At 47.9% G+C, this 25851-nt stretch carries 26 protein-coding genes; 16 read left to right on the top strand and 10 right to left on the bottom strand.

What is annotated here, in order from left to right:
* Positions 1–45 precede the first annotated feature (45 nt).
* The 3 genes from F752_RS25740 to F752_RS0106590 are packed head-to-tail and all read left to right on the top strand — an operon-like array spanning position 46 to position 2368.
* Entirely contained in the window at positions 46–582 is a 537-nt protein-coding gene (locus tag F752_RS25740; protein ID WP_160164088.1) for a T9SS type A sorting domain-containing protein, read from the top strand.
* A 22-nt stretch (positions 583–604) separates the two neighbouring features.
* A complete protein-coding gene (locus F752_RS0106595) occupies positions 605–1243 on the top strand; it encodes a hypothetical protein (protein ID WP_152425054.1) in 639 nt (212 codons plus the stop codon).
* A gap of 27 nt (positions 1244–1270) precedes the next feature.
* On the top strand, positions 1271–2368 hold the full coding sequence (locus tag F752_RS0106590) for a hypothetical protein (protein WP_017730942.1): 1098 nt from the start codon (positions 1271–1273) through the stop codon (positions 2366–2368).
* Between the two features lie 223 nt (positions 2369–2591).
* Here F752_RS0106590 and hemN read toward each other — a convergent pair whose 3' ends face one another.
* From hemN to ccoS, 8 genes are all read right to left on the bottom strand, one after another.
* Positions 2592–3956, bottom strand: a complete 1365-nt coding sequence (gene hemN / locus F752_RS0106585; RefSeq protein ID WP_017730941.1) for an oxygen-independent coproporphyrinogen III oxidase — start codon at positions 3954–3956, stop codon at positions 2592–2594.
* Between the two features lie 332 nt (positions 3957–4288).
* Complete coding sequence (locus F752_RS0106580; RefSeq protein ID WP_026135569.1) at positions 4289–4993, bottom strand: sulfite exporter TauE/SafE family protein; 705 nt, start codon at positions 4991–4993, stop codon at positions 4289–4291.
* Positions 4994–4995: 2 nt separating this feature from the next.
* Positions 4996–5427: a FixH family protein gene (locus tag F752_RS0106575; RefSeq protein WP_017730939.1), complete on the bottom strand. Its 432-nt coding sequence runs from the start codon at positions 5425–5427 to the stop codon at positions 4996–4998.
* 217 nt (positions 5428–5644) lie between these two features.
* Positions 5645–7057 carry a cytochrome c oxidase accessory protein CcoG gene (ccoG, locus tag F752_RS0106570; protein ID WP_017730938.1) on the bottom strand — a complete coding sequence of 471 codons (1413 nt, stop codon included), beginning with the start codon at positions 7055–7057 and terminating at the stop codon, positions 5645–5647.
* An 80-nt stretch (positions 7058–7137) separates the two neighbouring features.
* Positions 7138–8028 (bottom strand): cbb3-type cytochrome c oxidase N-terminal domain-containing protein, encoded by an 891-nt coding sequence (locus F752_RS0106565; protein ID WP_236613988.1) that lies wholly within the window; start codon positions 8026–8028, stop codon positions 7138–7140.
* A gap of 7 nt (positions 8029–8035) precedes the next feature.
* Positions 8036–8227, bottom strand: coding sequence for a CcoQ/FixQ family Cbb3-type cytochrome c oxidase assembly chaperone (locus F752_RS25735; protein WP_081604522.1), 192 nt, complete (start codon positions 8225–8227; stop codon positions 8036–8038).
* A gap of 5 nt (positions 8228–8232) precedes the next feature.
* The gene (gene ccoN / locus F752_RS0106555; protein ID WP_017730935.1) at positions 8233–10440 is read right to left on the bottom strand and encodes a cytochrome-c oxidase, cbb3-type subunit I; all 2208 of its coding nucleotides are present in this window, start codon (positions 10438–10440) and stop codon (positions 8233–8235) included.
* Positions 10441–10495: 55 nt separating this feature from the next.
* Complete coding sequence (gene ccoS, locus F752_RS0106550) at positions 10496–10702, bottom strand: cbb3-type cytochrome oxidase assembly protein CcoS (protein ID WP_017730934.1); 207 nt, start codon at positions 10700–10702, stop codon at positions 10496–10498.
* A 624-nt stretch (positions 10703–11326) separates the two neighbouring features.
* On the opposite strand from ccoS, the gene F752_RS0106540 reads away from it, so the two are divergent.
* Positions 11327–13774, top strand: a complete 2448-nt coding sequence (locus tag F752_RS0106540; protein WP_017730932.1) for a heavy metal translocating P-type ATPase — start codon at positions 11327–11329, stop codon at positions 13772–13774.
* 143 nt (positions 13775–13917) lie between these two features.
* Here F752_RS0106540 and F752_RS0106535 read toward each other — a convergent pair whose 3' ends face one another.
* Both F752_RS0106535 and F752_RS0106530 read right to left on the bottom strand, forming a co-directional pair.
* Positions 13918–14439, bottom strand: coding sequence for a c-type cytochrome (locus tag F752_RS0106535; RefSeq protein WP_017730931.1), 522 nt, complete (start codon positions 14437–14439; stop codon positions 13918–13920).
* A 77-nt stretch (positions 14440–14516) separates the two neighbouring features.
* Positions 14517–15569, bottom strand: a complete 1053-nt coding sequence (locus F752_RS0106530) for a tellurite resistance/C4-dicarboxylate transporter family protein (protein ID WP_017730930.1) — start codon at positions 15567–15569, stop codon at positions 14517–14519.
* Positions 15570–16074: 505 nt separating this feature from the next.
* Here F752_RS0106530 and F752_RS0106525 point away from each other — a divergent pair.
* From F752_RS0106525 to F752_RS0106475, 12 genes are all read left to right on the top strand, one after another.
* Positions 16075–17130 (top strand): hypothetical protein, encoded by a 1056-nt coding sequence (locus F752_RS0106525; protein ID WP_017730929.1) that lies wholly within the window; start codon positions 16075–16077, stop codon positions 17128–17130.
* Between the two features lie 204 nt (positions 17131–17334).
* Positions 17335–18531 carry a molybdopterin oxidoreductase family protein gene (locus tag F752_RS26605; protein ID WP_262491827.1) on the top strand — a complete coding sequence of 399 codons (1197 nt, stop codon included), beginning with the start codon at positions 17335–17337 and terminating at the stop codon, positions 18529–18531.
* Between the two features lie 11 nt (positions 18532–18542).
* Positions 18543–19547, top strand: a complete 1005-nt coding sequence (locus F752_RS26600; protein WP_262491828.1) for a molybdopterin oxidoreductase family protein — start codon at positions 18543–18545, stop codon at positions 19545–19547.
* A 31-nt stretch (positions 19548–19578) separates the two neighbouring features.
* Positions 19579–20157, top strand: coding sequence for a 4Fe-4S dicluster domain-containing protein (locus F752_RS0106515; RefSeq protein WP_017730928.1), 579 nt, complete (start codon positions 19579–19581; stop codon positions 20155–20157).
* Positions 20158–20520: 363 nt separating this feature from the next.
* Positions 20521–21042 carry a QcrA and Rieske domain-containing protein gene (locus F752_RS0106510; protein WP_017730927.1) on the top strand — a complete coding sequence of 174 codons (522 nt, stop codon included), beginning with the start codon at positions 20521–20523 and terminating at the stop codon, positions 21040–21042.
* A 151-nt stretch (positions 21043–21193) separates the two neighbouring features.
* Positions 21194–21577: a DUF6755 family protein gene (locus F752_RS0106505; RefSeq protein WP_017730926.1), complete on the top strand. Its 384-nt coding sequence runs from the start codon at positions 21194–21196 to the stop codon at positions 21575–21577.
* Positions 21578–21640: 63 nt separating this feature from the next.
* Positions 21641–22621, top strand: coding sequence for a GTP 3',8-cyclase MoaA (moaA, locus tag F752_RS0106500; protein WP_017730925.1), 981 nt, complete (start codon positions 21641–21643; stop codon positions 22619–22621).
* Positions 22622–22675: 54 nt separating this feature from the next.
* On the top strand, positions 22676–23872 hold the full coding sequence (locus F752_RS0106495; protein WP_017730924.1) for a molybdopterin molybdotransferase MoeA: 1197 nt from the start codon (positions 22676–22678) through the stop codon (positions 23870–23872).
* Between the two features lie 10 nt (positions 23873–23882).
* The gene (locus F752_RS23605; protein WP_040664436.1) at positions 23883–24155 is read left to right on the top strand and encodes a winged helix-turn-helix domain-containing protein; all 273 of its coding nucleotides are present in this window, start codon (positions 23883–23885) and stop codon (positions 24153–24155) included.
* A 63-nt stretch (positions 24156–24218) separates the two neighbouring features.
* Positions 24219–24953: a sulfite exporter TauE/SafE family protein gene (locus F752_RS0106485; RefSeq protein WP_017730922.1), complete on the top strand. Its 735-nt coding sequence runs from the start codon at positions 24219–24221 to the stop codon at positions 24951–24953.
* Positions 24950–25549, top strand: coding sequence for a molybdenum cofactor guanylyltransferase (gene mobA, locus F752_RS23600; protein WP_017730921.1), 600 nt, complete (start codon positions 24950–24952; stop codon positions 25547–25549). Before F752_RS0106485 ends, mobA begins: the two co-directional genes overlap by 4 nt.
* A complete protein-coding gene (locus F752_RS0106475) occupies positions 25540–25773 on the top strand; it encodes a MoaD/ThiS family protein (RefSeq protein ID WP_017730920.1) in 234 nt (77 codons plus the stop codon). The genes mobA and F752_RS0106475 overlap by 10 nt, the downstream gene beginning before the upstream one ends.
* The last annotated feature ends 78 nt before the right edge of the window (positions 25774–25851 follow it).

Raw genomic sequence — 25851 nt, 5'->3', positions numbered from 1 at the left:
CTGTATCAGAGCTGCTCGAAATTGAAACTAAAAGAAAAAGTAACTATGATAAAACAATGTACAAAAGACTATAGCTCGCTTATCCGCCTGTCTTTCTGTTTTGCATTCCTGATGCTAACGTGCTTCACGCAAGTGAAGGCACAATCCATTCAGCGGCAAAGCATAGGCATGATGGGGGTGAATATGGCAGAAGATGGCTTGTTAGTGAAGCAAACCATTGGGCAGCCTTATGCCACCACAACTTACTATGCCAATGGCGTAGGTTTCCGGCCCGGATTCCAGCAGCCAACAGTATCCGCCCAACAGTCTGTAATAAAGCAGAAGTTACTGCCACACAGCTTATCTCTACAGGTGTACCCTAACCCTGCTACTTCTTCCATTATCCTTGAAGCTGCAGAGGTTATTTCCAGTGGATTATTAAAGGTAATCGACAGTAAGGGCCGGGTAATAATCAACCTGCACCTGTCAGAATTCCGCAGTCAGTCTATTGATGTTCATAACTGGCAAAGTGGACTTTACCTGATTACGGTAAGTACAGAAGAAAACCTGAACTACTCGTCAAGATTAATTATCTCAAAATAAAGAACGTATGAAATTTTCTGATATGAAATTAAAAGTTTTACTCTTTATGTTCGGCTTAATGTCCGCAACTACAACCATGGCACAGTCCAGCCTGACGCTGGATGCTTCTCAGCTTTCTTCTAATTTTAAATTTATTAACAGCGAGGGTGAGGCAGACAGCGAGTATAACCCTACTTATACTGGTGCTTACAGCCTGGGCTACCAGTATGCTACTGAAGGAGGTTTTATAGCTCGGGCAAATGTAGGTATGCGGAATGCCGGCGCTACAATGGTCTATGATGATGCCAACTACCTCTGGGACCTGCAGTATGCTGATGCGAAATTAGGAGCTGGTTACCGCTACAATCCTGGCCGCTTTAGTCCTTACCTGATCGTTTCAGCCTACTATGCTTATTTGCTTAAAGGAAACCAGGTTCAGGGGACTTCTAACCATGACCTCATTAAGGCAGGAGAGCTTCAGCGGAGAGATTATGGTGTGGTGGTGAATCCGGGTGTGGAGTTGAGCCTTTCCGAATATATTTCGGTTTATACCGAATTTAGTTACCTAATGGGCCTGCAAAACATTGAAGCCAAGCCAGTGGAAGGAGCGGACGCAGTTCAGCAAGGCTACAATAGGGCATTTGCTTTAACATTAGGACTGGCCTTTACCATTACAAAATAAATATTAGATACACAGAAATTTTATAGGATGAAAAAGTTATACAGCCTCTTTACGATAATGTTTGTGCTTTTTGCAGGCCCTAGTGTACTGGCTCAGCAAATAGGGGATTTAAAAGGAATTCATTTCCAGGCCGTGGCAATTGATGACCAGGGGAAGGAAATTGTTGGGATGGACATTGAGGGTAAACCTCTTTATAACAAGACTATCGGGGTGCGCTTCTCTATTTTGAGTGGAGATTCCGGACCGGTACTTTATCAGGAAACTCATACTACTTTAACTGATCAGCATGGTTTATTTTCGCTGGTAATTGGCCAAGGCGAGCTTACCGGAGCTGGACAATACGCTACTCTGATGGAGCTTCCATGGATTGAGGCTAACCAGTTCTTAAAAGTAGAGATTTCAATAAAAAATGACGGAGATTATAAGCTGGTAAGTCTGCAGCAGTTTATGGCAGTTCCATACTCTTTCTACACGGATGATATAGCCGATAATGCGATTACTACGGCTAAAATTCTGGATGAGGAGATTCTTTCTGAAGATATTAAAAATGAAGTAATCCTTTCTGAGGATATCAAAGATGAATCCATTGTAAATGCGGACATTGCCAATGGTACAGTAGATCTTACTGCTAAAGTTACCAACGTATTGCCAGTAGCAAATGGTGGTACCGGAGCTGCTACTTTAACAAATAGTGGTATTCTATTAGGGGGTGGGAATACTCCCGTAAGAGCACTTCCTGCAGCAACTGATCTCCAGATTCCTGTTGGTGTTACCGGAGCGGACCCGAAGCTATTAACTTTAACTCAGGGAACCGGAATTATTATTGAAGAGGATGCAAATAGAAATCTGGTAATATCTTCAGGTGTAAAAGGTGTAAATACTCAAGAAACAAGTGCTGTAACTGTAGGAACAATTGCGGCAGGAACAAACTTTGTTGTACAAGTAACTTTAGAAGGTGTAGCACTTGGAGACTTTGTGGTAGCCTCTTTTTCTAATCCACTACAAGGTTGTTTGATGTCTGGTTATGTAAGAAATAATAACCAAATTGAGGTAGCTATATTTAATGGAAATGCTACACAGAAAAACCTTGGATCGGGTACTTTTAAAGTATTGGTAATTAAATAAATATGTTTAGAAAAAAGTAAAGGCTGTTCTATTGAAAAGGAGCAGCCTTTACTTTTTTCTATACCTTTCAGTTTTTAAAAAGTTGGGTATATGGCAAAATTTCCTAAAGCAACAAGTTTTTTGGGTAGCAGCAAGAGGATGACTCATGTTTAATATCAGTATCTTTATTAGCTTCTTTGGAAATAAGGGCCGGAAAAACGGAGATTTTGAGCAATCTTTCTTCTCAAATCGTGCTGCTGAAAATCTGAGTTTCAGGCTTATTTCGCCATAGCCGGGCGTCGAGTGCCATACAAATGTTGCGGATAAAGGGTTTGCCGGATTCCCTTACCTGCACACTGTCTTCTTCCAGAACTAATAACTGGTCCTGTGCCAGTTCCTTCAGCCGGTCTTTGGCTTCTACAAGGGCAAAGGTTTTGCCTTCCTCTTCTTTCCAGTTGGTCTGGAAGCGGCACATCAGGTTTAAGATATGCTGGCGGAGCACCAGGTCCTCCCGGTTAAGCAGGTGTCCACGGAAAATTGGGAAGCGGCCGGATTCTACTGCTGCCCGGTAGGTTTCCACCTTTTTCAGGTTCTGCCCGAAAGCCGTCCAGGTATCGCTGATGGCCGAAGCTCCGAGTCCGAGTACAAAACGGGTGCCGCTGCTGCTGTAGCCCATAAAGTTGCGGTGCAGCTGTGCTTTTTGGGAAGCAGCATAAAGCTTGTCGGTTTTGAGGGCAAAGTGGTCCATGCCTATCTCCACATAACCTGCAGCTTCGAACATTTTCTTTCCTTCCTCATACAATGCTCGCTTTTCCTCATCACGGGGGAGGTCGGCTTCCGAATAACCACGCTGGCCCGGGCTTGTCCATGGCACGTGGGCATAGCTGTAAAACGCAATGCGGTCGGGACGTAATGAGTTGGCTATTTCAATGGTGCGAATAATGCTGGCCAGGGTTTGCTTCGGCAGTCCGTAAATAAGGTCGTAATTGATTGAGTCGTAGCCGATTTCACGGGCTTCGCGGGTAACCCTTTCCACATTTTCGAGCGGCTGAATGCGGTTAATCACCCGCTGCACCTCGGGGTCGAAATCCTGTATCCCAAAGCTAACACGTCGGAAACCAATGTTGTAAAGTGTTTGCAGGTGGTTCCGGGTAGTATTGTTCGGATGGCCTTCGAAGCTCATTTCCGCATCGGGTGCCACAATGGCTCCTTCAAATAAGCCATCCATTAACTTCTGGAGGTTAGCAGGGGAGAAAAAGGTAGGCGTACCGCCACCGAGGTGTACCTCTTTGATTAGCGGTTTTTTTCCAAACAGCTGCAGGTACAAATTCCATTCCTGTAGCAGGTTGGTAATATAAGGGTCTTCTACCTTATGGTTCATGGTAATGCGTTTGTTGCAACCGCAGTAGGTGCAAAGCTTTTCGCAGAAAGGCAGGTGCAGATAAAGGCTCAGCCCTTCGCCGGAGTTATCTGCCACCTGAAAAGCATTTTTTACATGCTGCTTCCATTCTTCTTCAGTAGGAGGAACTTCATTCCAGTAGGGTACTGTCGGGTAGCTGGTGTAGCGTGGACCCGGTACATTATATTTTCTGACTAAGTTGGTGTTCATTTTAGTGCTTGTTGGTCGTTGTTGGTTGTTCGTTCGTCGTCCGGGCTGAGCAAGGATTGATTTACCTAATCGATTTTCAGAATACTTTCATGGCTATTGTCATTGCGAAGGCGACGTAGGAGCCTGAAGCAATCTCCTACACATTGGTACTTTCCTCTTTGTTGTTCCTCTTCGAATCGAAAGAGATTGCTTCACTCCGCTAAGGCTACGTTCGCAATGACAGTCTTTAATGGGCTCCATCTTGTTTCTTGACTCCTGATTCTTGATTCATGTCTCCAATTCCAGAATCTATTGTCTATTGTTTCAAGTCTCAAATCTCCTGTCTATAAGCCTCACTTCAACCCACACATGGTCATGCCTTCCTCCACCAGCTCCAGTACAGGGCTGAAGGGGATGTCCAGCTCCAGGCCGCGGACAATCAGCAGAAGTCCTGTAAGGACACCGGCTACAGGCAAAATTCGGCGTATGGCATTCCGCCAGTGTAGATTCAGGAAGTTTCCGGCAAAGACTACGACCAGCATGGCGGGAAGGGTTCCGGCACCGAAAGCAGCCATATACAGAGCCCCTTCCAGAGGGGTTTCGCTGGTCACTGCAGCAGCGGCAGCCAGGTAGATTAATCCGCAGGGGAGCAGGCCGTTCAGGAGACCAATGGTATAGACGGATGCATAGCTCCTGCGACGGAACTGCAGCTGCATTTTCTGCTTCAGCCAGCTTACCAGTGTTCCCAATTTTCCGGCTGGATTTAAAGCAGGGGAAATGGCCAAAGGAAACAGGGCGGCAATGATTACGAGCAGGCCTAAGCTAATGGATAATCCTTTCTGCAGCCCGGCAAAAGCAAAACCTTTCCCGAGAAGACCGAAGAGGAAACCGATAGCAGCATAGGTGGTAATGCGGCCGATATTATAGGTGAGGCGGTTGCTGAGGAAGCGGACTTTTCCTTTTCCGGTGTTGGGTAAAGCAAGGGCAATGGGACCACACATACCCACGCAGTGGAAGCTACCCAGAAAACCCAATGTGAATGCTGTCCAGAGTGCCATGCTTAGCGGAGGTGAAGGGCTTCTTCGGTATAGTATTCGGTACCGCCTGCCTGCCAGTTGATTTTGATGCGGTAAAATCCGGCCGGCAGCTCTTTGGTAGAGATGTAGTGACTGTTATCCTCATCGGGCTTAATCGTGCTGAGGGTATCGAAGCGGGCATCGGAGGGACGGAATATCTGTACCTCTCCACTCACCGGCTTGCCGATAGGAGGAAAGTGCAGGCCCAGTTGCCCTTCTTTATTGCTGATGCGTACTCCTATTTCGAGTGCTTCTGCATTCTTAATTTTTTCAATCTGATGCTGATATTCCAGCTCCTGCTGGTAATAATTTTCCGTTACCAAATCGATATTCTGCTGAAAGCTTTTCACCACCAGCAACAGAATAAAGCCTACAAAGCAGGCAAAGAAAATGGCAATTCCGTGTCCCCAGTTCATATATTGAGTATTGAGTATTGAGTATTGAGTAGTGGGTATTGAGAAAATCAGCCTCAATTTCTCTTTTATTTACCTTACAAAAATGGGTGGAAAAGAGGAGGGGGCGAATGACGGGTATCAAGTGGAAAGCTGATTGTTGTCAGTTTTTTTCGGGAAGCAAGAAAGGCCCAACCATTTGGCCGGACCTTTTTCTTTGGCTGAATAATTTTAGGAACGTTTAGAGTGCAGGCCCGATAAATTTGGTATCGACTGTTTTAAGGAGCTTGCCGTTGTGGTAAATCCCAATTTCCAGCTCCTGCGATATGCCCTGCAGTTCTTCCTTGTGTAGCATCAGGAAGAGAGCACCTTCTGCCACTCCCTGGCGGGGAAGTATCAAGGCCCTTTCCTTACCTACAATTTTAACTTCTCCCTTATCGCTTTCCATCCGGAGGCTGAGCTCCATCTCCTGGTCTGTTTTATTGATAATTTTGAAGTTGTAGAGATTGCTGAAGCTGCCGTCGGGCTGCTCCTGGTACATCATGCCGGGGGTGCGGAGCACGGTGGCATCGACCTGCGGACGGACGAAGAGGAGGAAGGCCAGCAGCGAGCAAATTCCCACCAGAATGGCCGTAAAGGCAATGCTTCGACTGGTCCAGCGGAAGCCTTTTTTGCCTTCAGCCACATTGGCTTCGGAATCGTAGCGGATGAGGCCTTTCGGAAGACCAACATTTGCCATGATACTGTCGCAGGCATCGATACAGGCAGTACAATTTATGCACTCCAGCTGGGTTCCGTTGCGTATGTCGATGCCGGTGGGGCAAACGTTTACACACAGGCTGCAGTCCACACAGTCGCCTTTTGCGGCAGCCGCACGGTCTTCTCCACGGCGGATTTTACCCCTGTTTTCACCTCGTTTATAGTCATAGGTTACCACCACCGATTCCCGGTCGAGCAGTACACCCTGCAGGCGGCCGTAAGGACAGACTGTGGTACATACCTGTTCGCGGAAGAAGGCAAATACCCAATAGAATGCACCGGTAAAGAGCAGGATGGAAATAAGACCAGCTATATGGACAGCAGGCGGGTCAGTGATAATTCCGATAAGTGCTTCGCTGCCGATAATGTAGGCCAGGAAGGTATTGGCAATGATGAAAGAAATCAGGAAGAAGATAAAATGTTTGCTTCCTTTCTTCAATACTTTTTCCCGGTTCCACTCCTGCTTGTCGAGCTTTTTCTGTGCAGTCCAGTCGCCTTCAATCCAGTATTCAATCGGGCGGAAAACACCTTCCATAAAAACGGTTTGCGGACATATCCAGCCGCAGAACACCCGGCCGTATACTACCGTAAAAAGGGCGATACCTACTACTGCGGCCAGGGTGGCTACCACGAAAATATAGAAATCCTGCGGCCAGAAGATTTGGCCGAAAATAACGAATTTCCGTTCCACCACGTTGAGCATGAGCAGCGGAAGCCCGTTGATGCGGATAAAGGGGCCTGTAAACAGAATGGTCAGAAAGATGGCATTCACCACCATCCGCCAGTTGGTAAATTTTCCTTTCGGCTTCTTCGGATATACCCACACCCGCTTTCCGGCTTTATCAACCGTCGATACCTTATCTCGGAAACTTATCTCTGCTGCGGTACTATTCATAGTGAATGATGAATTAAAAATTAAGAATGATGAATTACGAGCACCATGTGATTCCCTCTTTCTTCATTCTTAATTCTGCATTATCGTTTAAAAACTTCCCCCTGTGGCTCTTTGGCGTTGGGTGGATTGCTGCCGGCTTTGCTGATGATAAAGCTGCTGACGTTCTGGATTTGCTCCGGGGAGAGCTGGGCTTTCCAGCTAATCATACCTTTGCTGGGAACACCATCGCGGATGGTTTTGAAGATATCGCCCACACTTCCGCCATGCAGCCAGTACTCATCCACCAGGTTCGGGCCTACGGTACCCTGCAGTTCACTTCCGTGGCAGGCGGCACAGTTGGCGGCGAAGATTTGTTCACCTTCCGACAGCAGGGCAGCATCGGTTACCACTTCCACATTTTCTTCCGTAAGGGCACCCCCTTTGGCAGCCATATAAGCTTCTATTTCCAGTTTGGCAGCGGCCACTTCCTGCTGATATTCTTCGTCCTGCAGGGCACCCCAGCCAAATACATGGTAAGCAGCCATATATACTACCGAGAATACAATAGTGGCGTAGAAGAGAGCCTTCCACCAGGGCGGCAGACTGTTATCCAACTCGCGAATGCCATCGTACTCGTGGTCGGTCATCCTTTCTTCTTCCTGCTCAGGTGATTCTGAATCCATCAGGCTGCTTTTCAGCTGCTGCCACAGGCTCTTTGAGCCTGCTTGTTCAGCGGTTTCAGTCTGAGCCTGAGGAGAGCCGGATAATATTCCCTTTAGGGCAATGGTGGCAAACAGGAGCCCGAGTGCAGCCAGGACGAGAGCGGCGGCAAGGAAAATGGCCAGACCCATCATCAGCTCACTGTCAGAAAAGGAAGGGGCAGTTTCTGTAGCAGCTGCTTCCTGTGCCTTTGCTGCAAGCGGAGCCATGAGCAGAAGGATGCTTGCTGCCATGCCCATTTTTATCGTTCTTTTACAGATTAACTTTTTCATGATTCGTTTAATTAAACAGCTGAGCATCATCCTCTTCTTCCAACGGAAGCTGTGCCATGCGGGCATTATAGCCCTTGTCGGAGCGGTATACCCACAGAATGAGTACCGTGAAGAAGATGAAAAAGATGAGCAGGGAAATCATGGGGAAGATTTCTATCCCCATGATGGTTTCCATATGATGTTTGATGAACTTGAGCATTTTTTCTACTTATTTTCAGGTACTATTTCGTAGGGCTTCACTTCCTTATCCGCATCGGCTTTAATGTCGGTGCCGAGGCGTTGCAGGTAGGCAATTAGGGCTATGATTTCTTTATCGCTGCTTACCTGTATGCCACTCTCTGCCAGGTTAGCGGTAATTTCCTCGGCCTGCAGTTTCATGTCGGCAACTGCCTCTTCTTCATACCCTTCAGGATAAGGCACTCCAAGGCTACGCATGGCGGAGATTTTGGCTTCAGTGGTTTCCACTTCAATCTCATTCTCGAACATCCAGGGGTAAGCAGGCATGATAGAACCTGGCGACATAGATTCTGGGTCGAGCATGTGGTGGTAGTGCCAGCTGTCGGGGTACTTGCCACCTAAGCGGAGCAGGTCAGGACCGGTACGTTTGGAGCCCCAGAGGAAGGGGTGGTCGTATACAAACTCCCCGGCTTTGGCATACTCGCCATACCGTTCGGTTTCGCTGCGGAACGGCCTCACCATTTGAGAGTGGCAGTTATTACAGCCTTCCTTTATGTAGAGGTCGCGACCGTGCAATTCGAGCGATGTATATGGTTTCACACTCGCGATGGTTGGTACGTTGGATTCTACCAGGAAGGTCGGAATCATTTCCACCATCCCGCCAATCAGGATTACGATTAAGCTACCTACCATCAGCTGAACGGGGCGGCGTTCAATCCAGCGGTGCCAGTGCTCGCCCTGTGGTTTTTCGTACACATCTTTCAGCGGAGCGGCTTCGGCTGGTTCGTTTTTTAGGAAGCTGCCCTGTTTGGCAGTCATTACCAGGTTATAGGCCATAATGAGCACACCCACAATATACATACCGCCACCAAAGGCACGGGCTGCATACATTGGCTTGAGTTGGGTAACGGTTTCGAGGAAGTTAGGGTAGGCCAGCATGCCTTCCTGCGTAAACTCTTTCCACATTAAGCTTTGGGTAAAGCCGGCCCAGTAAAGCGGAAGGGCGTAGAACAGTATACCCAGGGTAGCAATCCAGAAGTGGGTATTCGCCAGCTTGGTAGAGAACAGTTTGGTCTGGTACATTTTTGGCATCAGCCAGTAGAGCATCCCAAAGGTGAGCATACCATTCCAGCCAAGGCCACCTACGTGTACGTGGGCAATGGTCCAGTCAGTAAAGTGGCTGATAGCGTTTACGTTTTTGAGTGAAAGCATGGGGCCTTCGAAAGTAGCCATCCCATAAGCGGTAAGGGCCACTACAAAGAATTTCAGAACAGGCTCTTCACGAACCCTGTCCCATACACCACGGAGGGTTAAAAGGCCATTGAGCATACCACCCCAGCTGGGGGCAAGGAGCATCACGCTAAACACTACACCGAGCGACTGTGCCCAGTCAGGCAGGGCATTGTAGAGCAGGTGGTGCGGGCCGGCCCAGATGTAAAGAAAAATAAGAGCCCAGAAGTGGATAATGGAAAGTTTATAAGAATACACCGGGCGGTTGGCTGCCTTTGGTACAAAGTAGTACATCAGGCCCAGGTAAGGAGTGGTAAGGAAAAATGCAACCGCATTGTGGCCATACCACCACTGTACTAAAGCATCCTGTACACCGGCATAAAAGCTGTAGCTCTTCATAAAGCTGATAGGCAGCTCAAAAGAGTTCACCACATGCAGAACGGCTACGGTTACAAAGGTACCAATGTAAAACCAGATGGCCACATACAGGTGACGGGTACGGCGTTGCAGAATGGTAGCAAACATATTGTAACCGAATACCACCCACATAATGGTAATGGCAATGTCAATAGGCCATTCCAGCTCGGCATACTCTTTTGAGGAAGTATAGCCCAGCGGTAGGGTTATTACGGCAGAAAGGATGATGAGCTGCCATCCCCAGAAATTAATATTACTCAGGGCATCGCTGTACATGCGGGTTTTGCAGAGCCTTTGCAGCGAGTAATATACCCCTGTAAAGATACCGTTGCCCACAAAGGCAAAGATTACGGCATTGGTATGCAGTGGGCGGATACGGCCGAAGGTAATGTATTCGATTCCGCCATTGAGGCCGGGGAATACCAGCTCAAGGGCTGCCAGCAGGCCAACCAGCATGCCAATTGCCCCCCATACCATGGTGGCGGTGGCAAACAGCCGCACAATGTTGTTGTCGTAAGAGAAACGGTCGAGCTCCAGCTTTCCGCTGTAGTGGTCGGGTCTCTCCAGAATTGCTCCTTGCGTACTCATAAGTTATTCAATGATTTGCTTAAATTGGTTTATTGGTTGATTTATGGGTTCTATTTTAAATCGTGGTATTCCTATTTTCTTTTTCATTCTCCTGATTTCTGCTTCCTGCATCCGGCTTTCTTAGTCCTTCATCGAACAGCATGCGGACAGCCGGGGTATAGTCATCGTCGTATTGCCCGGAGCGGGTGGCCCATAAAAAGGCAGCCAGAAAACCCAGGGCAACCAGCAGACTAATGGCGATAAGAATAAATAATGCACTCATAGTTCTTTCATTCAGTATCACAAAATTGGGCTAAAAAAGAGGGGGTGAATATGATTGAAATCACAAGGAAAGGTGACCTTCATCAGCTTTTAATAATAATTCGAGAGGGCAGGGCCGATGTGCGGAGTGGGAGAGCAAAGTCTGAGAGAAGCTGACTTCAGAAAGAAAAATGGCTCCACCAGAGCTGCAAAGGCAGTTACTTTCCACTTCCTGATAAAAATCATCTTTCCTGCTGACCGCCCTCATGGTTATCCGCCGATTTTGTAAGGATTTTTGAGGCTGGATGGATAGGTGTGGGATGGGTTTCTTAATCAGGAACCATAAGCCAGTAAGCAGGACAGGAGAAGCTTATAGAATGCTGTCATTGCGGCCTACGCGGCCCGAAGGTAGCCCTAGCCTACGCGGCGCGGCGGAGTGAAGCAACCTAAAAGGGGCTGTAAAGGGGAAGATAAATAGTAACAACCTGCAACAGATTGCTTCGTCGTGCCTCCTCGCAATGACAGTAACCATCTAAAAGTCGGCTCATATTCCAGATTCTTAATACTTACTACTGTCTACTTAATACCCACAAACCACCAGTCACTAATACCGAACAACCAGCAACGACCAACGACCAACGAATTAATGTCCAAAATACTCGAAAAACAAAGCTGTTACCATTGCGGGGAAGACTGTCCTGAAACGCCCATTATAGCCGACCAACATTCATTTTGCTGCCAGGGCTGCCATACGGTGTATGATATCCTGAAAGGGAATGACCTGGCCGGCTACTACGAGATGGAAAAAGCGCCCGGCTCTAAAAGAGGGGAGGAGAATGCCGAAAAATGGGCTTTCCTGGAACTGGAGGAGATAAGGAAATCGCTGATTCAGTTTACCGATGGTCGAATTAGTAAGACTACTTTTTATATTCCTGCCATCCATTGTAGTTCCTGTATCTGGCTGCTCGAGAACCTGAACCGCCTGGATGGGAATGTTTATTCTTCTACCGTTAATTTTCTGAAAAAGGAGGTAAGCCTGAGTTGGTCGGAAAAAGGACTGAGCCTTCGTCAGCTGGCAGAGCTGCTCAGTCGCCTGGGCTATGCTCCGGATATTAAGCTGGAAAGCGGGAAGGAGAAGAAGAAAAATACTAGCCGCAGCTTTTACATTCAGCTGGGGGTAGCGGGCTTTTGCTTTGGTAATATCATGATGTTGAGCCTGCCCGAATACCTCGATAGCAAGTCGCTGGTAGAGGAGTCTTACAAGCAGTTTTTTGCTTACCTGAACATGCTGCTGGTGCTGCCGGTGGTGCTGTATTCTGCAAAGGACTTTTACATTTCAGCCTGGCGGGGCATCCGCTATAAATACCTGAGCCTCGACCTAACCATTTCCCTTGGCATACTCACCATTTTCGGCCGCAGCTTATACGAAATGCTGAGCCAGACAGGTGCAGGCTATATGGATAGTCTGGCTGGCCTTGTCTTCTTTCTGCTCATTGGCAAATGGTACCAGAGCAAAACCTACGAGGCATTGAGCTTCGAACGCGATTATAACAGCTATTTCCCCCTGGCCGCCACCCGAATTAAAGAGGGAAAAGAGGAAACCGTACTGCTGAAGGAACTGCAAACGGGTGACCGTATTCTGGTGCGAAACCAGGAGCTGATTCCTGCCGACTCTATTTTGCTGAAAGGAGAAGGAAAAATTGATTATGCTTTTGTAACTGGCGAATCGGAGCCGGTAAATAAGCAAAGTGGCGACTTCTTATATGCAGGCGGTAGACAAATCGGTGGCATGCTGGAAGTAAGTATTCAGAAGCCGGTGGAGAGCAGCTACCTCACCCAGCTCTGGAACCAGGAAGTGTTCAGAAAGGGAAATAAATTCCAGCTGTCGGCCATGGTGCAGGGACTCAGCAAACGCTTTACCTGGTTTATCTTAATACTGAGCCTGGCCACCCTTGCCTTCTGGTTTTTTGTCGACCCGGGCAAGATGTGGAATGCCCTCACCGCCGTGCTTATTGTGGCCTGCCCCTGTGCCCTGGCACTCGTTATTCCTTTTGCCCTGGGCAATACCCTTCGGGTGCTTGGCCGCTGGGGGCTGTATCTCAAAAATGCAGAGGCCGTGGAAGCCCTCGCGAATATTGATACCCTTGTTTTTGATAAGACAGGAACTATTACACACAAAAGTAAAGGCAGCCTGCAGTTTACCGGCACTACCGATTATAATATGTTGCTGGCTGTTCGCTCGCTCACCCGAAACTCCACCCACCCTTTGAGCCAGTCTATTTACGCCAGCTTAGGAGAAATGGTACCTGTTTTAGCAGTAGAAGATTTTAAAGAGGAAGCAGGTGCCGGCCTGAGTGGAAAAGTAAACGGGCAGGAGTATCGACTGGGTTCTGCGGCATTTACCGGAACCCATGTAGAAGCAGCCGATAGGGGAGCTACCAGGGTGTATGTAAGCCGCGATGGGCAGTCTTTAGGTTTTTACCAGTTTAACAGCCAGTACCGCGAAGGATTGGCCGACCTGCAGGCAGAATTAAGAGAGCATCAGTACCAGCTGCACCTGCTGAGTGGCGATAATGACCGCGAGCGGACCAAGCTGCAGCCCTTATTCGATGAACTTCATTTTAACCAGCAGCCGATGGGTAAGCTTAGCTATATCCGAAAGCTGAAGGAAAAAGGAAGAAAAGTGCTGATGATTGGCGATGGACTGAACGATGCCGGTGCCCTGCAGGAAAGTAATGTAGGTATTAGCGTGAGCGACGATATTTACCACTTTTCACCTGCCTGCGATGCTATCCTCGATGCGAAGAGTTTCGATAAAATTCTGAAGTCGATGCAGCTGGCAAAAGGGAGCCGGAAAATCATTAATATCGCTTTCCTGCTTTCATTTCTCTACAACATCATCGGCTTAAGTTTCGCGGTAAGTGCCCAGCTTAGTCCCATTGTCTGTGCCATTTTAATGCCGCTAAGCTCCGTTACCATAGTGGGCTTTGTAACGCTGGGAGTGCAGCTAATGGCCCGGAAGCTGGAAAAGCAAAAGTACAGCCGGGCAGAGGTGGCGGCAGGCTCAGTGCCTGCGATGAATAAGGCTGCCTGATAAAAGGTTGGTGCAGCAGATAAAGGAGAAAATGTTCAGTCTGACCCCCTCAGAAGAGAGGAAAATCAGTCAGCCATGTATAAATAAAGAAGGCTGTGTCGCTCACTCAGGCGGCACAGCCTTTTCTGTTTCTGAAAATATTTTTAAGATTCGGCTTCCCCGTTATTAGTTTCGCTGAGGGTGCGGAAATATTCAAGGATGGCTCTGGCCTGCTCTTCTGTTAAATTCTGGTCGGCCATGGGCGACATATACTCGGCCAGCAGTTGCTTGGCAATGGGGTCTTCCTTTACCATCTGCTCAGGGTTCAGAATCATATTCATAATCCATTCCGGGCTCCGGCGGGTAGTAACATCACCAATTGCTGGTCCGATATAGCGTTCCTCAATTTTGTGGCAGGGGGTGCAGTACTGGCTAAAAATAGCCTCGCCTTCCGTGGCAAGTTCCTGGTTAATGGCTGCTTCCAGGGTAAGTTCATGTATAGGGCCAACGCCTTTCACTTCCATGGGATTTGCCAGGGCTTCTTCTGCGGAAATTCCGACTTCTTCCACTCCGGTCTCCTCTGTAACCTCACCTTCTTCAGTTCCGCCACCGCAGGCGGTAAATGCGAACGGGAACAGGCTCAGGAAAAAAATGGTGCCGTACTTTTTTAGTATCGGTAAATGCATAGATAAAAAAGTTAAAGTTTTAAACTATCGTACACCCTTTTTACGAAGGCCTTAACGATGAGTTGGCTTTGGCAGCATCAGGCAGGCATCTTTTTTCCAGATAAAAGCCGAAAAAAATTATAAAGCAGCCCCAGAAAGGTAAGTACCCATGCAGTAAAAGCCAGGTAAATAAAGTAGGTGGGAATCAACTTCAGGTAGTCAAGGTCAAAGGCTTGAGCCAGTCGCCAGGTACAGACGGTATACATACCAAGGGGGAATACCATGCCCCAATACTGGGGGTGATAAAAGAGGGGGATGTGGTTATAAATGTGTCGCCAGATGCCCAGAATAACGATAATGGGAATCCACCAGCTGCCGGTAGCCCAGAAAAACAGGCTGAAGCCCTTCAGGAATGGAATAAAATCGAGAAAGCCTGTATTTTCATTGATAAACAGGATGAGTGTGGCTCCTGATAAGGTGCTGATGGCGACCGCTCCCATATTAATCCAAAAAGGAGGTGCAAATTCTTCTGCCCGCATAGGGTAAAATGCAAGGCGGTAGAAAATAAGGGTAATGAGGATGATGTAGAGCATACAGCCGAGCAGGTAACCGGAGAGGGTAAGAAAAATGACCCTTTCGGTGGGGAAGGGCAGGTGCTCAGAGAGTAAAGTTCCGAGAACAGAAACGGCCTGTGTAGCGACCACTATGACCAGCCAGATTCCATTAATACCCTTTTCCAGCGATGGCTTTTCTCTCTTCACAATAATCATGACGAAAAAGGCATAAATCAGGACCAGCCAAAGAATAAGCCCGAAGTACCAGAGTCCCATGGCTGGCATAAACCAGCCTTTCAGGAGAACATACTGGGTTCCTAATATACAGGTTCCGGCCACCAGTGTAAAAAAGCCGGCCCCTTTTGCATGTGAATTAAAATCTTCGAGAAAAGAAGGGAAATAAAAGAGTAGCCGTGAGAGGAGCATTCCCAACAGAAAGAAGTAGAGTGCATTATTGAGCCAGAAAAGCCCATTACTAATAGAAGGGAAGTCCAGTAAATGAGCGGCAATCGAGACAATTCCGGTGGACATTACAAGGGCAAAGTAGGCGGGAAAAAGGCTCTTTGCTTCTTCTTTCAGGGTGGCTACAATCGTCATTTTATTTTTTGTTGCTGGCTGTCAGGGTAAAGGGTAAACAAGTTTGTTTTTGCAAAATAAGGAGCCTGTGCCCGGATAATAAATGATGGTACTCAGTAAAAGAATTGATATTACTCAATAAATGTCCAGAAACGAAAGGCAGGAGCAGGGGCTGACGGAGAAGGAGCGGTGCATTTTCAGGAAGAAGTGCAGACTTCAGGAGCAAACATGATAATTATCATTTCAATTACTGAGGATTGTCATCCTTTTAGATCTGCCAGATAGGTAAATTTGAACTTCATTTAGTAAAGAATGCATCTGTTCTCTAAATAGAACGGGTATATAGAGTGTTGATACGTTTTTATAATGTTTTGAATTTTGTATTGTATTGAGAAGATTAGGACAACTGACTTAAAAGAGATACAAGGAGGCTTTAGGGCCGATTTTATATTGCTGTATCTTTTCTGTTGTGTTGTGGCCGATTTCATGAGGTAGTACATGAGTGGAATTTTAAACCATCTCTTCTATGTTTAGAATCTTTTATTCCTTAAACAGAAAAGCTTTAATAAACGCCACCATTGCCATGCTATTGGCAATAGCTCTGGTATATGTTGGCTCCCGCGACCTGCAGAACTTCGATGCGGCACTGATTGCTTATCTCTTCGGAACTATCTTTGCGGTGTTTGGTATCATGTACCGCTATTCTGTATGGCTACAGCGGCCACCAACACGGCTCTACTGGCGGCGGACCTGGAAGTTTGTGTTCAGTAAGCGATTCTTCCCTTACTTAGGCTTTGTAATTCAGCAGTTTGTCAAGAATATCATGTTCCAGCGCTTTATCTACCCACGTGGAAGGAGCCGCTGGTGGGGCCACTTTCTGCTGGCTACCGGCTGTATGCTGGCTTTTATGGTTACTATTCCCCTAACCTTCGGCTGGATTCACTTTACCCTACAACCCGGAACCTTGGATATTTACGAGGCCCATGTGTTTGGCTTTCATGTGGCAGAATTTGAGTTGGGAGGCTTTATTGCCTTCAATGCTTTCCATATCCTTAACTGGTGCTCCCTTTTAGTCATCGTTGGTGCTGTTTTAATGATGCGTCGCCGCATAAAAAACGGAGGACTGATTGCAACCCAAACCTTTCAGGACGACTGGATGCCGCTCATATTACTGCAGGCCATTTCAGTTACCGGTTTGGGCTTAACCTTCGACTACTCCTTTATGCAGGGCAAAACCTTCGAGTTTATGTCTGTTACACATGCCATAACTGTCATCCTGTTCCTGGTATGGATTCCCTTCGGAAAGTTCTTTCATATATTTCAGCGACCGGCACAGCTGGGTACTAATGTGTACCGGAAAGAAGGTGCCCGTTTAGGGATGGCGGTTTGTCCGCATACCGGCCATGAGTTTGCCACTCAACTTCATGTGAATGACCTGAAAAAGGTAACGAAAGAGCTCGATTTTAACTTTGACCTCGAGGGAGGCGGAAGCCACCTTGATTACAGCCCTGAAGGAAAACGAGCCGCCCTTGCCAAAGCCCAGTTTGCCGCACGTGAGCAGCAGGGGCAGTTTTTCGGTTAGCGGGAGATGGGAGACAGGAGACGTGAGATTTGAGATTTGAGACAGGTTGACTTTAGACCACCTAGCTGTCGGAAGGTGGACAATAGATGTAAGCGCATGGCACAAACCTCTTAATGCTTGATACTGACTACTTAATAATAAAAATAACCGGCACGCAACAATCAGGGGCTTAAGACTAAGGACTCAAGACTAACGACTATAAAAATGGCAAAACTGCCCACTTCTGTTGATAAAATTGTAGAACAATACGGCCCCCACAAAGCATATACGCCCAAAGGTGGTTTTGAGGGGCATGCCGAGCCCGATAAGATGGTGAAGACCCACTGTTGCTTTTGTGGTATGCAGTGCGGCATTCAACTAAAGGCCAAAGACAATAAAATTGTAGGCTTTGAACCCTGGATGGAGTTCCCCTTCAATGAAGGCCGGATGTGCCCTAAGGGAGTAGCCCGCTACCTGCAAAATAACCACCCCGACCGCCTGATGTCTCCCATTGAAAGAGTGGAGGGAGTGGGCTTTCGACCGATAGACTGGGAAACTGCCATGAGTAGGACTGTTTCGGAAATGAAGCGTATTCAAAGCACTTACGGGAATGATGCTTTTGCAGTGCTTTCGGGCGTTTCGCTCACCAACGAGCAGAGTTACCTTATGGGTAAATTCGCCCGTGTAGCTCTTAAAACTGCTAACCTAGATTATAACGGCCGCCTTTGCATGGTGAGTGCCGGTGGCGGGAATAAAAAAGCATTTGGCCTTGACCGTATCTCCAACAGCTGGGCTGACCTGAAGCATGCTAAAGTCATAATGATTTGCGGCTCAAATGTCAGCGAGACCTTTCCAACGCTTATTCACTACATCTGGGAAGCACGCGATAATGGAGCGAAAATTATTGTTGTCGACCCACGGGTTACCCCAGTTGCCCGTACCGCCGACCTGCACCTGCCAATAAAGCCCGGAACCGATTCGGCTTTGTATGGTGCCATGCTAAACCACCTGGTGGAAAATAACTGGCTTGACCACGATTTTATCGATAACCACACCAGCGGCTTTGATGAAACCATTGCCTCAGTGAAAAACCACAGCCTGGAGTGGGCCGAAGAAATCACTGGCATTCCAGCAGAAAGTATCAGGAAGGCAGCTGAAATGTGGGGAAAAACCGATACCAGTTTTATGCTGCACGCCCGGGGTATTGAACAGCACTCCAAAGGAGTTGAAAACGTGCTGGGTTGCATCAACCTGGTGCTGGCAACCGGCCGTCTTGGAAAGCCTTATTGTATGGCACCATTACAGGACAGGGGAACGGACAGGGAGGCCGTGAGCACGGACATAAGTGCGACCAGCTGCCGGGCAACCGCGATATCACGAATCCTGAGCACCGTAAGTATATTGCGGACGTTTGGGGTATAGATGAGAAGGAAATGCCGGGTAAGGGCTTGTCGGCTTATGAGCTGGTGGAGGCCATCCACCGTGGCGAAATCAAGGGCTTACTATCTATCTGCTTTAACCCGATTGTTTCCCTGCCTAACAATAATATGGTAAGGGAGGCCTTGGAAAAACTGGAATATTATGTCGCCATCGACTTCTTCCTGAATGATACTGCCCGCCATGCCGATGTAGTGCTGGCAGGCGCCCTGCATGAGGAAGAAGAAGGCACGGGTACAACTGCTGAAGGGCGTGTCGTAAAAATAAATCCGGTAGTGACACCGCCTGGCGATGCCCGTACGGATGCCTCTATCATTATTGAACTGGCACATCGCCTGGGTGCCGGCGATAAATTCCCTTATAAAAAGAGCGAGGATATTTTCAATGAATTGAGGGTTGCTTCCAAAGGCGGGACTGCGGATTATTTCGGTATCACCTACGAAAAAATTGTCAAGAACTACGGAGTTTTCTGGCCTTGTCCTTCGCTTGATCACCCGGGTACCCCCCGGCTCTGGGAAGACCGAAAGTTTGCCACGGCAGATGGAAAAGCCCACTTTAATCCGGCCCCTTACCGTCCGCCAAGTGAACCGACTGATAAAGATTATCCTGTTGTTTTAACGACCGGACGGGTGGTTTCCCAGTACCTGAGTGGTACCCAAACCCGGCGCATTGGCCGTTTGGTAGACCCGTACCCGGAGCCACTATTAGAGATACACCCAAGCCTGGCACAGCAATATGGAATAAAAGACAGGGAAATCGTAAAAGTCAAAACCCGACGAGGGGAGGCCGAATTCCCTGCCCAGGTGGTCACAACCATCCGGAAAGATACCGTTTTTATTCCTTACCACTGGGCGGGACCGAAATCAGCCAATCAGCTTACGATTGGTACGCTGGACCCTATTTCGAAAATGCCTGAATTTAAGGTATGTGCCTGCCAGTTAATTCCTACGGGAGTACAGGCACCACCATCATCAGAATCGAAAGCATACCAGAGTGCATAAAATATTTTTTTGAATTTGTAAAAACAGACTTATGGCATCAGAACCAGTAAAGAATTTTAACCAGGAAATGGAGTTTTTTGTGGACATGCAGCGCTGTATTGGCTGTCGTGCCTGCGAGGCCGCCTGTGCCGAGTGCGAAACGAATGGAGAGGAGCCTATGATACATGTAAACTATGTCGACAGAGCCCATTCCGTGCAAACGACCGTGCAGGTATGTATGCACTGCGAAGACCCTGCCTGTGCCAATGTTTGTCCGGCCGATGCCATTGCCAAAGACAGCAATGGAGTAGTGCACTCAGCCAACACATCCCTCTGTATTGGCTGCTCCAACTGCGTAATGGCCTGTCCGTTCGGGGTACCGAAGAAAATGGAAGCGGCTGAGCTCATGATGAAGTGCAACCTCTGCTACGACCGCACCAGTATCGGCAAAAAGCCAATGTGTGCCACCGTATGCCCAAGTGGTGCCCTTTACTTCGGCCCAAGAGAAGAAATTCAAAAAAAGCGTCCCCACAGCACGCCTGTCAATACATTCAAGTTCGGAAACCAGACAGTTAATACTAAAGTGTATGTAATGATGCCAAATGGCAGTACGGAGCTGCGGGTGCACTAGGAGATTTTAGATGGGAGACAGGAGATTTGAGACGTGAGACAATGGACTAAAGACGGTAGTATCAGATTCAGGAGCAAAGAATCAAGAGCCAGGAACCAGGACAGGAAGAGCTCACAGAATGCTGTCATTGCGGCCTACGCGGCCCGAACGGAGCTTTGCGGAGTGCGGCAATCTCTTTCAAAGTGAAAGAAAGCACTAAGGAGCAGAAAATGATTCTACTGATGTGCCTGAGATTGCTTCGCTTTGCTCGCAATGACAATGACCATTGGGGATTATCAGTCCACAAACCAAACAGCACCAGGCACTAACCACCAGCCGCAAAAAATAACGAACAACCAACAACGAAAAACGAACAACTAAACCATGGCCTACTCACCAAAAGACGAAAATCCGCCAAACTGGAAGCGTGATTTTCCTATCCGTCAGGATGAAGCCACCCATATTTCGCGTCGCGAATTTGCCAAGTTTCTCTGCCTGCTATCGGGCGGACTGGCATTGGGCAATGGCTATGTGCTCATCAATTCCTTTGCCTACCCAGATAAGGAAATTGAAGGCGAGCATTTTGTCTGCAATGCCTCTGAAGTCCCGGTGGGCGGTATGACCATGTTCGCTATCAAAGGCACCAAGGAAATTCCGTATATCCTTATTCACCTGGAAGAGGATGAGTGGCGGGCTTTCGAACAGAAATGTACCCACCTTTCCTGTGCCGTAGTATACCGCGATGAGGTTAAGAAAATTGAATGTCCCTGCCACAACGGCTGGTTTAGTGCTGATACCGGAGAGGTGCTACAAGGGCCACCACCGCGCGACCTTCCCCAGCTGAGAGTAGTAGTGCGGGATGGGAAGGTGTATGTTACTTCTTTCAGAGACCAGGTAACCACTTAGGGCTTTGCATAATTATGAATTAAAAATTATGAATTAGAAATGAAAGGCTGAAAGGCACCATATTTTATTAGTAATAGGGAATCATCTGGGCTAATTAAACCATAAGAAGATGTTTCTATTTAATAAGGATGCATAGAAAAACAGAAGGAAGATGAGCCTCAGCAGACTTCTATTCAATCATTCTATTATTCACTCATTCTATCATTCAGTCATTTATTCTAACATGAGCGATATAGGGAAATTCAGGGAAGGACAGGGAGATGTCCACCCAAATAAAACGAATACCATAATGCTAGGCATCATTATGCTGCTGATTGGCATTTTGAGTATCCAGATATGGTTGTTGTATAGTGCACTCAATAATGCATTGGATGCTAACCAGGAGCTGGCACTGGCTGCTTTTATCGGTTCCGTTATTCTTTTTATAACAGGATTGTGGCTCCTAAAATACCTGCCCGATTCCCGTGTTGTCCATAATAAATTGCAGGTGCCGGAGAAGGAGCAAAGGATGCATGAGGAGAATAAGTACAAGTAAGGGAACCAACAGCTGCCGGAACAGTTGATTCGGGACGAAGAGCACGAACTTTTAGAAAATTGTATGATAACAGACCAACACCAGCGGGTGCACGATTACCTGCGGCTCTCCCTTACCGATAGCTGCAATTTCAGGTGTACCTACTGTATGCCGGAAGAGAATATCAGCTGCATGCCCAATGCTCACTTAATGCAGCCCGATGAGATAGAGCAGATTGCCAGGACTTTTGTGAAGTTGGGTGTGAAGAAAATTCGCCTCACAGGTGGGGAGCCACTGGTAAGAAAAGAGGCTCCGCAGATTATCGGGCAGCTGGGGAAATTACCGGTGGAACTGTCTATTACCACCAATGGCGTGCTGGTAGATAGATTCCTTCCTGTTTTCAAAAAAGCAGGTATCCGCTCCCTTAACCTGAGTATCGATACCCTGCAGCGCGATAAATTCAAAAAAATTACCCGCCGCGACCGCCTCGAAAAAGTATGGGAAAATATTCTGCTGCTGGTAGAGGAAGGCATTCACGTAAAACTGAATGTGGTGCTGATGAAAGGGGTGAATGATGAGGAAGTGATGGACTTTATCCAGCTTACGCGCGAACTCCCGCTGTATGTTCGCTTCATTGAATTTATGCCTTTCGATGGCAACCGCTGGGAAAATGAAAATGTCATCACCGCACGGCAGGTGCTGGACAGGGTGGAGCAGGAGGTATCTTTCATTAAACTAAAAGATGAAAAGCATGCTACCGCCAAAAAATTTAAGCTGCTCGATGCCGTAGGTACCTTTGCCTTTATTACCACCATGAGCGAACCCTTCTGCGGCGATTGCAACCGCATGCGGCTTACGGCAGATGGTAAAATGAAAAACTGCCTTTTCTCCAGAGATGAGGCAGATATCCTTGGTACACTCCGCCGGGGAGAAGATATTGTGCCGGTCATTAAAATGTGTATGTGGAACAAACATGCTAAAATGGGCGGCCAATTCAGCGAAACCTATGAGAAAACAGATGGTGCCAGCATCGATAACCGCAGCATGATAAAAATCGGGGGCTGATTTTTTTGCTTCCCGTTATGACATTTTAAACATATCGAATTTTTCAAACACCAGATGATTCCTGTTGACGAAGCTAAAAAGTTACTGAGTAAGCATATTCCAGCCCCTTGTCCGGTAGTGCTGCCGCTGGAGGAGGCGGTGAACCATGTGCTGGCATCTGACATTGAAGCTCCCATGGAGGTACCCTCATTCGACAATTCAGCGATGGATGGTTACGCCTTTGCCTTTGCGGATTTCCAGACGGAGAAGCCTCTCAAAATAAGCTACACCATACAGGCCGGCGACACCCGGCTTCCTGTGCTGAAAAGGGGCGAAGCAGCCCGGATTTTTACCGGTGCTCCTATCCCTGAAGGAGCCGATTCCGTGGTGATGCAGGAGAAAACCGAAGTAAATAACCAGCTCCTGCAGGTGCTCGATAATGGACTAAAAAAAGGGGGGAATGTCCGGCGGAAAGGGACCCAGACTGCCATGGGGGAAAAGGTATTAAAAGCCGGCACTCGTTTAAAAGCCGGCATGATTGGCCTGCTGGCTAGTCTCGGACTAAAGGAGGTTTCAGTATATACCGCTCCCAAAATTGCGGTAATTGTAAGCGGCAAAGAGCTGGTAAAGCCGGGGAATCCGCTGCAGCCTGGCCAGATTTATGAAAGCAATTCCTTTGCCCTGCAGGCAGCCTTGGCAGAGATGGGTATTAAGTCTCCACTCCTCTCTTCTATCGACGATGAGGCGGAGGAAACTTTTAATGCCATTGCCCAATATCTGGAGAAATGCGAGCTGCTTCTGATAACTGGGGGTATCTCAGTCGGTGACTATGACTATGTACATCAGGCTTTGGAAAGAGCAGGTGTGGAGAAGATATTCTACAAGGTAAAGCAGAAACCAGGCAAGCCGCTGTATTGCGGTCGCAAGCGAAATACCCTCGTGTTTGGCCTGCCGGGGAATCCGGGGGCGGTGCTGAGCTGCTTTTACCAGTATGTTAAGCCGGCCATCCGACAGATGAAAGGGATGAAAAATACATTTGAAGCTGAAGGCCTTTTAAAGTTGTCGGCCAATGTGCAGAAAAGGCAGGGGCTCACGCATTTCATGAAAGGGAAAATGGAAGGAGAGGAGGTGACAGTATTGCAGGGGCAGGAATCCTACAAGCTTAATGCCTTTGCAGAAAGTGATTGCCTGGTAGAGCTGGAGGAAGGGAAAGAGCATTTCGCAAAAGGTGAAATGGTAAAGGTATATCCGCTGGAGGACGGGGCTTTTTAACAGAATGGGAATGGAAGTAAAAGGAAATTTATGGCTGCAGGGTGAAGAGGGCCTGATGCTCGGCAAAGGCAGGGCCACACTCCTCAGGCAGATAGAAGAGACCGGCTCCATTGCCGAGGCCGCCCGCCAGATGGAAATGTCGTACCGAAGGGCATGGGGCATGGTAAAGGCCATGAACGAAGCGGCAGCCAATCCGCTGGTAGAGAAAAGTACGGGAGGAAAGAAAGGAGGCGGTGCCAGGCTGACTGCTGAAGGAAAAAAGCTGCTCGGAAGTTTTGAGTAGCTGATGGAGGAGTTTCAGGAATTTAAAACCAGTTTTAACACAAAAAACAGTATGGCCCGATAAATGGCGGAGCTCTCTCTCATTTTTTACGTCCTCTTGTTTGTCGTTGCTTTTTTATATGCAGCAGTAGGGCATGGAGGGGCCAGTGGCTATCTGGCCTTAATGGCCCTGTTTAATGTGCCGACGGTGCTTTTGAGACCCTCGGCTCTCATCCTGAACATCTTCGTGTCCCTGATGGCCTTTTACCAGTACTTCCGCAAGGGCAAGTTCAACTGGAAGCTCTTCCTGATGCTGGTGGTGGTATCGATGCCGGCGGCTTTTCTTGGAGGGATGGTGGTACTTGACCCAACTATTTATAAACGAATTTTAGGCGTGATATTGATTTTACCCATCATACGTTTTGCAGGATTCTGGCCGCAGGAAGAGGGAAAGAAAAGAGAAATAAAACTATGGCTGAGCCTGCTCATAGGGGCCGTTATTGGCTTTCTTTCCGGGCTCATTGGCATTGGTGGCGGTATCATTCTTACGCCGGTTCTTCTGCTGCTGGCATGGGCCGATATGAAGGAAGCAGCCGGCATTAGTGCTTTATTCATTACCGTTAACTCTGTCGCCGGACTGCTGGGCAATGTAATGATGGGGATGGAGCTGGGGCAGGACATCGTGTGGCTGGTAGCGGTCGCCCTGGGTGGAGGTACTTTAGGCTCTTATTTTGGTGCCAATTATTTCAGTGGTACCTTCCTGAAGCGGATGCTGGCACTGGTGCTGGTTATCGCCTGTTTTAAACTGCTTTTTGCATGAGTGTGGCAAAGGAAAACATCACCGCTTTTGTGCTGGCCGGAGGTCAGAGCTCCCGCATGGGGCAGGACAAAGGACTGCTTATGCTGGGCAAAAAGCGGATGGTGGATTATGTAATTGAAGCGCTGGAACCCTGTGTAAGGGAGGTTATTCTCATCGCCAACGACCCGGCTTATATGGAGCTGGGGTATCAGGTGCTGGAAGACGAGGAAAAAGGACAGGGGCCACTAGGCGGTATCTGCACCGCACTAAAGCATAGCCCCTCGCCTTATAACTTTATGGTAAGCTGCGATATGCCCTTTATTAGTCGGGAAGCTGTCCGTTACCTGATGGAAAAAGCCGGAGACGCGGACGTCACACTCCCTCTTACAGAAGGACGCATACAGCCGCTCTGTGGCATCTATGCTAAAAGTTGCCTGGCAAGTATGGAAGCAGCTCTAAAAGCAGGGAGGCTGCAACTTCGGAGTTTAATGAAGGAATTTGATTGCCAAATGCTACCGATGGAGGAAAGCGGATTGGATTTCCGGTACCTGTTTAAAAATGTAAATACGCCTGAAGAATTTGAAGAGGCAAAAAAAGAGATACAGCAATGGAAGTAAAAATACTGGCCTTCGGAAAAATAGCCGATGTAACAGGTCAAAAAGAATGGAAGTGGCAGGACATTGCCGATACCACTGCTTTGCGAAAAAAGCTGGAACAGGAATTTCCTGCCCTGCAAACGATGAAATACCAGTTGGCCGTCAATAAGAAGCTGGCCAATGCTGAAGTGGGTTTAGAAAATGACGCAGAAGTGGCACTCCTTCCCCCATATTCCGGTGGTTGATTTTTTAAGATAACGTGAGTTATGGGTTGGTTTCACGCGAAAGCAGCACCTACTGGGCTGAATGCGATTTAAAGCATT

The sequence above is a fragment of the Nafulsella turpanensis ZLM-10 genome (genome assembly GCF_000346615.1).
Lineage (GTDB): Bacteria > Bacteroidota > Bacteroidia > Cytophagales > Cyclobacteriaceae > Nafulsella > Nafulsella turpanensis.
Note: the sequence above shows the minus strand (reverse complement) of the source record. Positions and strands in the feature narration are given on the sequence as shown.

What these genes read in the sequence shown, in the direction of transcription:
- F752_RS25740 (WP_160164088.1), top strand. Translation starts at nt 46, where the DNA reads ATGATAAAACAATGTACAAAAGACTATAGCTCGCTTATCCGCCTGTCT.
- F752_RS0106595 (WP_152425054.1), top strand. Translation starts at nt 605, where the DNA reads ATGAAATTAAAAGTTTTACTCTTTATGTTCGGCTTAATGTCCGCAACT.
- F752_RS0106590 (WP_017730942.1), top strand. Translation starts at nt 1,271, where the DNA reads ATGAAAAAGTTATACAGCCTCTTTACGATAATGTTTGTGCTTTTTGCA.
- hemN (WP_017730941.1), bottom strand. Translation starts at nt 3,956, where the DNA reads ATGAACACCAACTTAGTCAGAAAATATAATGTACCGGGTCCACGCTAC.
- F752_RS0106580 (WP_026135569.1), bottom strand. Translation starts at nt 4,993, where the DNA reads ATGGCACTCTGGACAGCATTCACATTGGGTTTTCTGGGTAGCTTCCAC.
- F752_RS0106575 (WP_017730939.1), bottom strand. Translation starts at nt 5,427, where the DNA reads ATGAACTGGGGACACGGAATTGCCATTTTCTTTGCCTGCTTTGTAGGC.
- ccoG (WP_017730938.1), bottom strand. Translation starts at nt 7,057, where the DNA reads ATGAATAGTACCGCAGCAGAGATAAGTTTCCGAGATAAGGTATCGACG.
- F752_RS0106565 (WP_236613988.1), bottom strand. Translation starts at nt 8,028, where the DNA reads ATGAAAAAGTTAATCTGTAAAAGAACGATAAAAATGGGCATGGCAGCA.
- F752_RS25735 (WP_081604522.1), bottom strand. Translation starts at nt 8,227, where the DNA reads ATGCTCAAGTTCATCAAACATCATATGGAAACCATCATGGGGATAGAA.
- ccoN (WP_017730935.1), bottom strand. Translation starts at nt 10,440, where the DNA reads ATGAGTACGCAAGGAGCAATTCTGGAGAGACCCGACCACTACAGCGGA.
- ccoS (WP_017730934.1), bottom strand. Translation starts at nt 10,702, where the DNA reads ATGAGTGCATTATTTATTCTTATCGCCATTAGTCTGCTGGTTGCCCTG.
- F752_RS0106540 (WP_017730932.1), top strand. Translation starts at nt 11,327, where the DNA reads ATGTCCAAAATACTCGAAAAACAAAGCTGTTACCATTGCGGGGAAGAC.
- F752_RS0106535 (WP_017730931.1), bottom strand. Translation starts at nt 14,439, where the DNA reads ATGCATTTACCGATACTAAAAAAGTACGGCACCATTTTTTTCCTGAGC.
- F752_RS0106530 (WP_017730930.1), bottom strand. Translation starts at nt 15,569, where the DNA reads ATGACGATTGTAGCCACCCTGAAAGAAGAAGCAAAGAGCCTTTTTCCC.
- F752_RS0106525 (WP_017730929.1), top strand. Translation starts at nt 16,075, where the DNA reads ATGTTTAGAATCTTTTATTCCTTAAACAGAAAAGCTTTAATAAACGCC.
- F752_RS26605 (WP_262491827.1), top strand. Translation starts at nt 17,335, where the DNA reads ATGGCAAAACTGCCCACTTCTGTTGATAAAATTGTAGAACAATACGGC.
- F752_RS26600 (WP_262491828.1), top strand. Translation starts at nt 18,543, where the DNA reads ATGCCGGGTAAGGGCTTGTCGGCTTATGAGCTGGTGGAGGCCATCCAC.
- F752_RS0106515 (WP_017730928.1), top strand. Translation starts at nt 19,579, where the DNA reads ATGGCATCAGAACCAGTAAAGAATTTTAACCAGGAAATGGAGTTTTTT.
- F752_RS0106510 (WP_017730927.1), top strand. Translation starts at nt 20,521, where the DNA reads ATGGCCTACTCACCAAAAGACGAAAATCCGCCAAACTGGAAGCGTGAT.
- F752_RS0106505 (WP_017730926.1), top strand. Translation starts at nt 21,194, where the DNA reads ATGAGCCTCAGCAGACTTCTATTCAATCATTCTATTATTCACTCATTC.
- moaA (WP_017730925.1), top strand. Translation starts at nt 21,641, where the DNA reads ATGATAACAGACCAACACCAGCGGGTGCACGATTACCTGCGGCTCTCC.
- F752_RS0106495 (WP_017730924.1), top strand. Translation starts at nt 22,676, where the DNA reads ATGATTCCTGTTGACGAAGCTAAAAAGTTACTGAGTAAGCATATTCCA.
- F752_RS23605 (WP_040664436.1), top strand. Translation starts at nt 23,883, where the DNA reads ATGGAAGTAAAAGGAAATTTATGGCTGCAGGGTGAAGAGGGCCTGATG.
- F752_RS0106485 (WP_017730922.1), top strand. Translation starts at nt 24,219, where the DNA reads ATGGCGGAGCTCTCTCTCATTTTTTACGTCCTCTTGTTTGTCGTTGCT.
- mobA (WP_017730921.1), top strand. Translation starts at nt 24,950, where the DNA reads ATGAGTGTGGCAAAGGAAAACATCACCGCTTTTGTGCTGGCCGGAGGT.
- F752_RS0106475 (WP_017730920.1), top strand. Translation starts at nt 25,540, where the DNA reads ATGGAAGTAAAAATACTGGCCTTCGGAAAAATAGCCGATGTAACAGGT.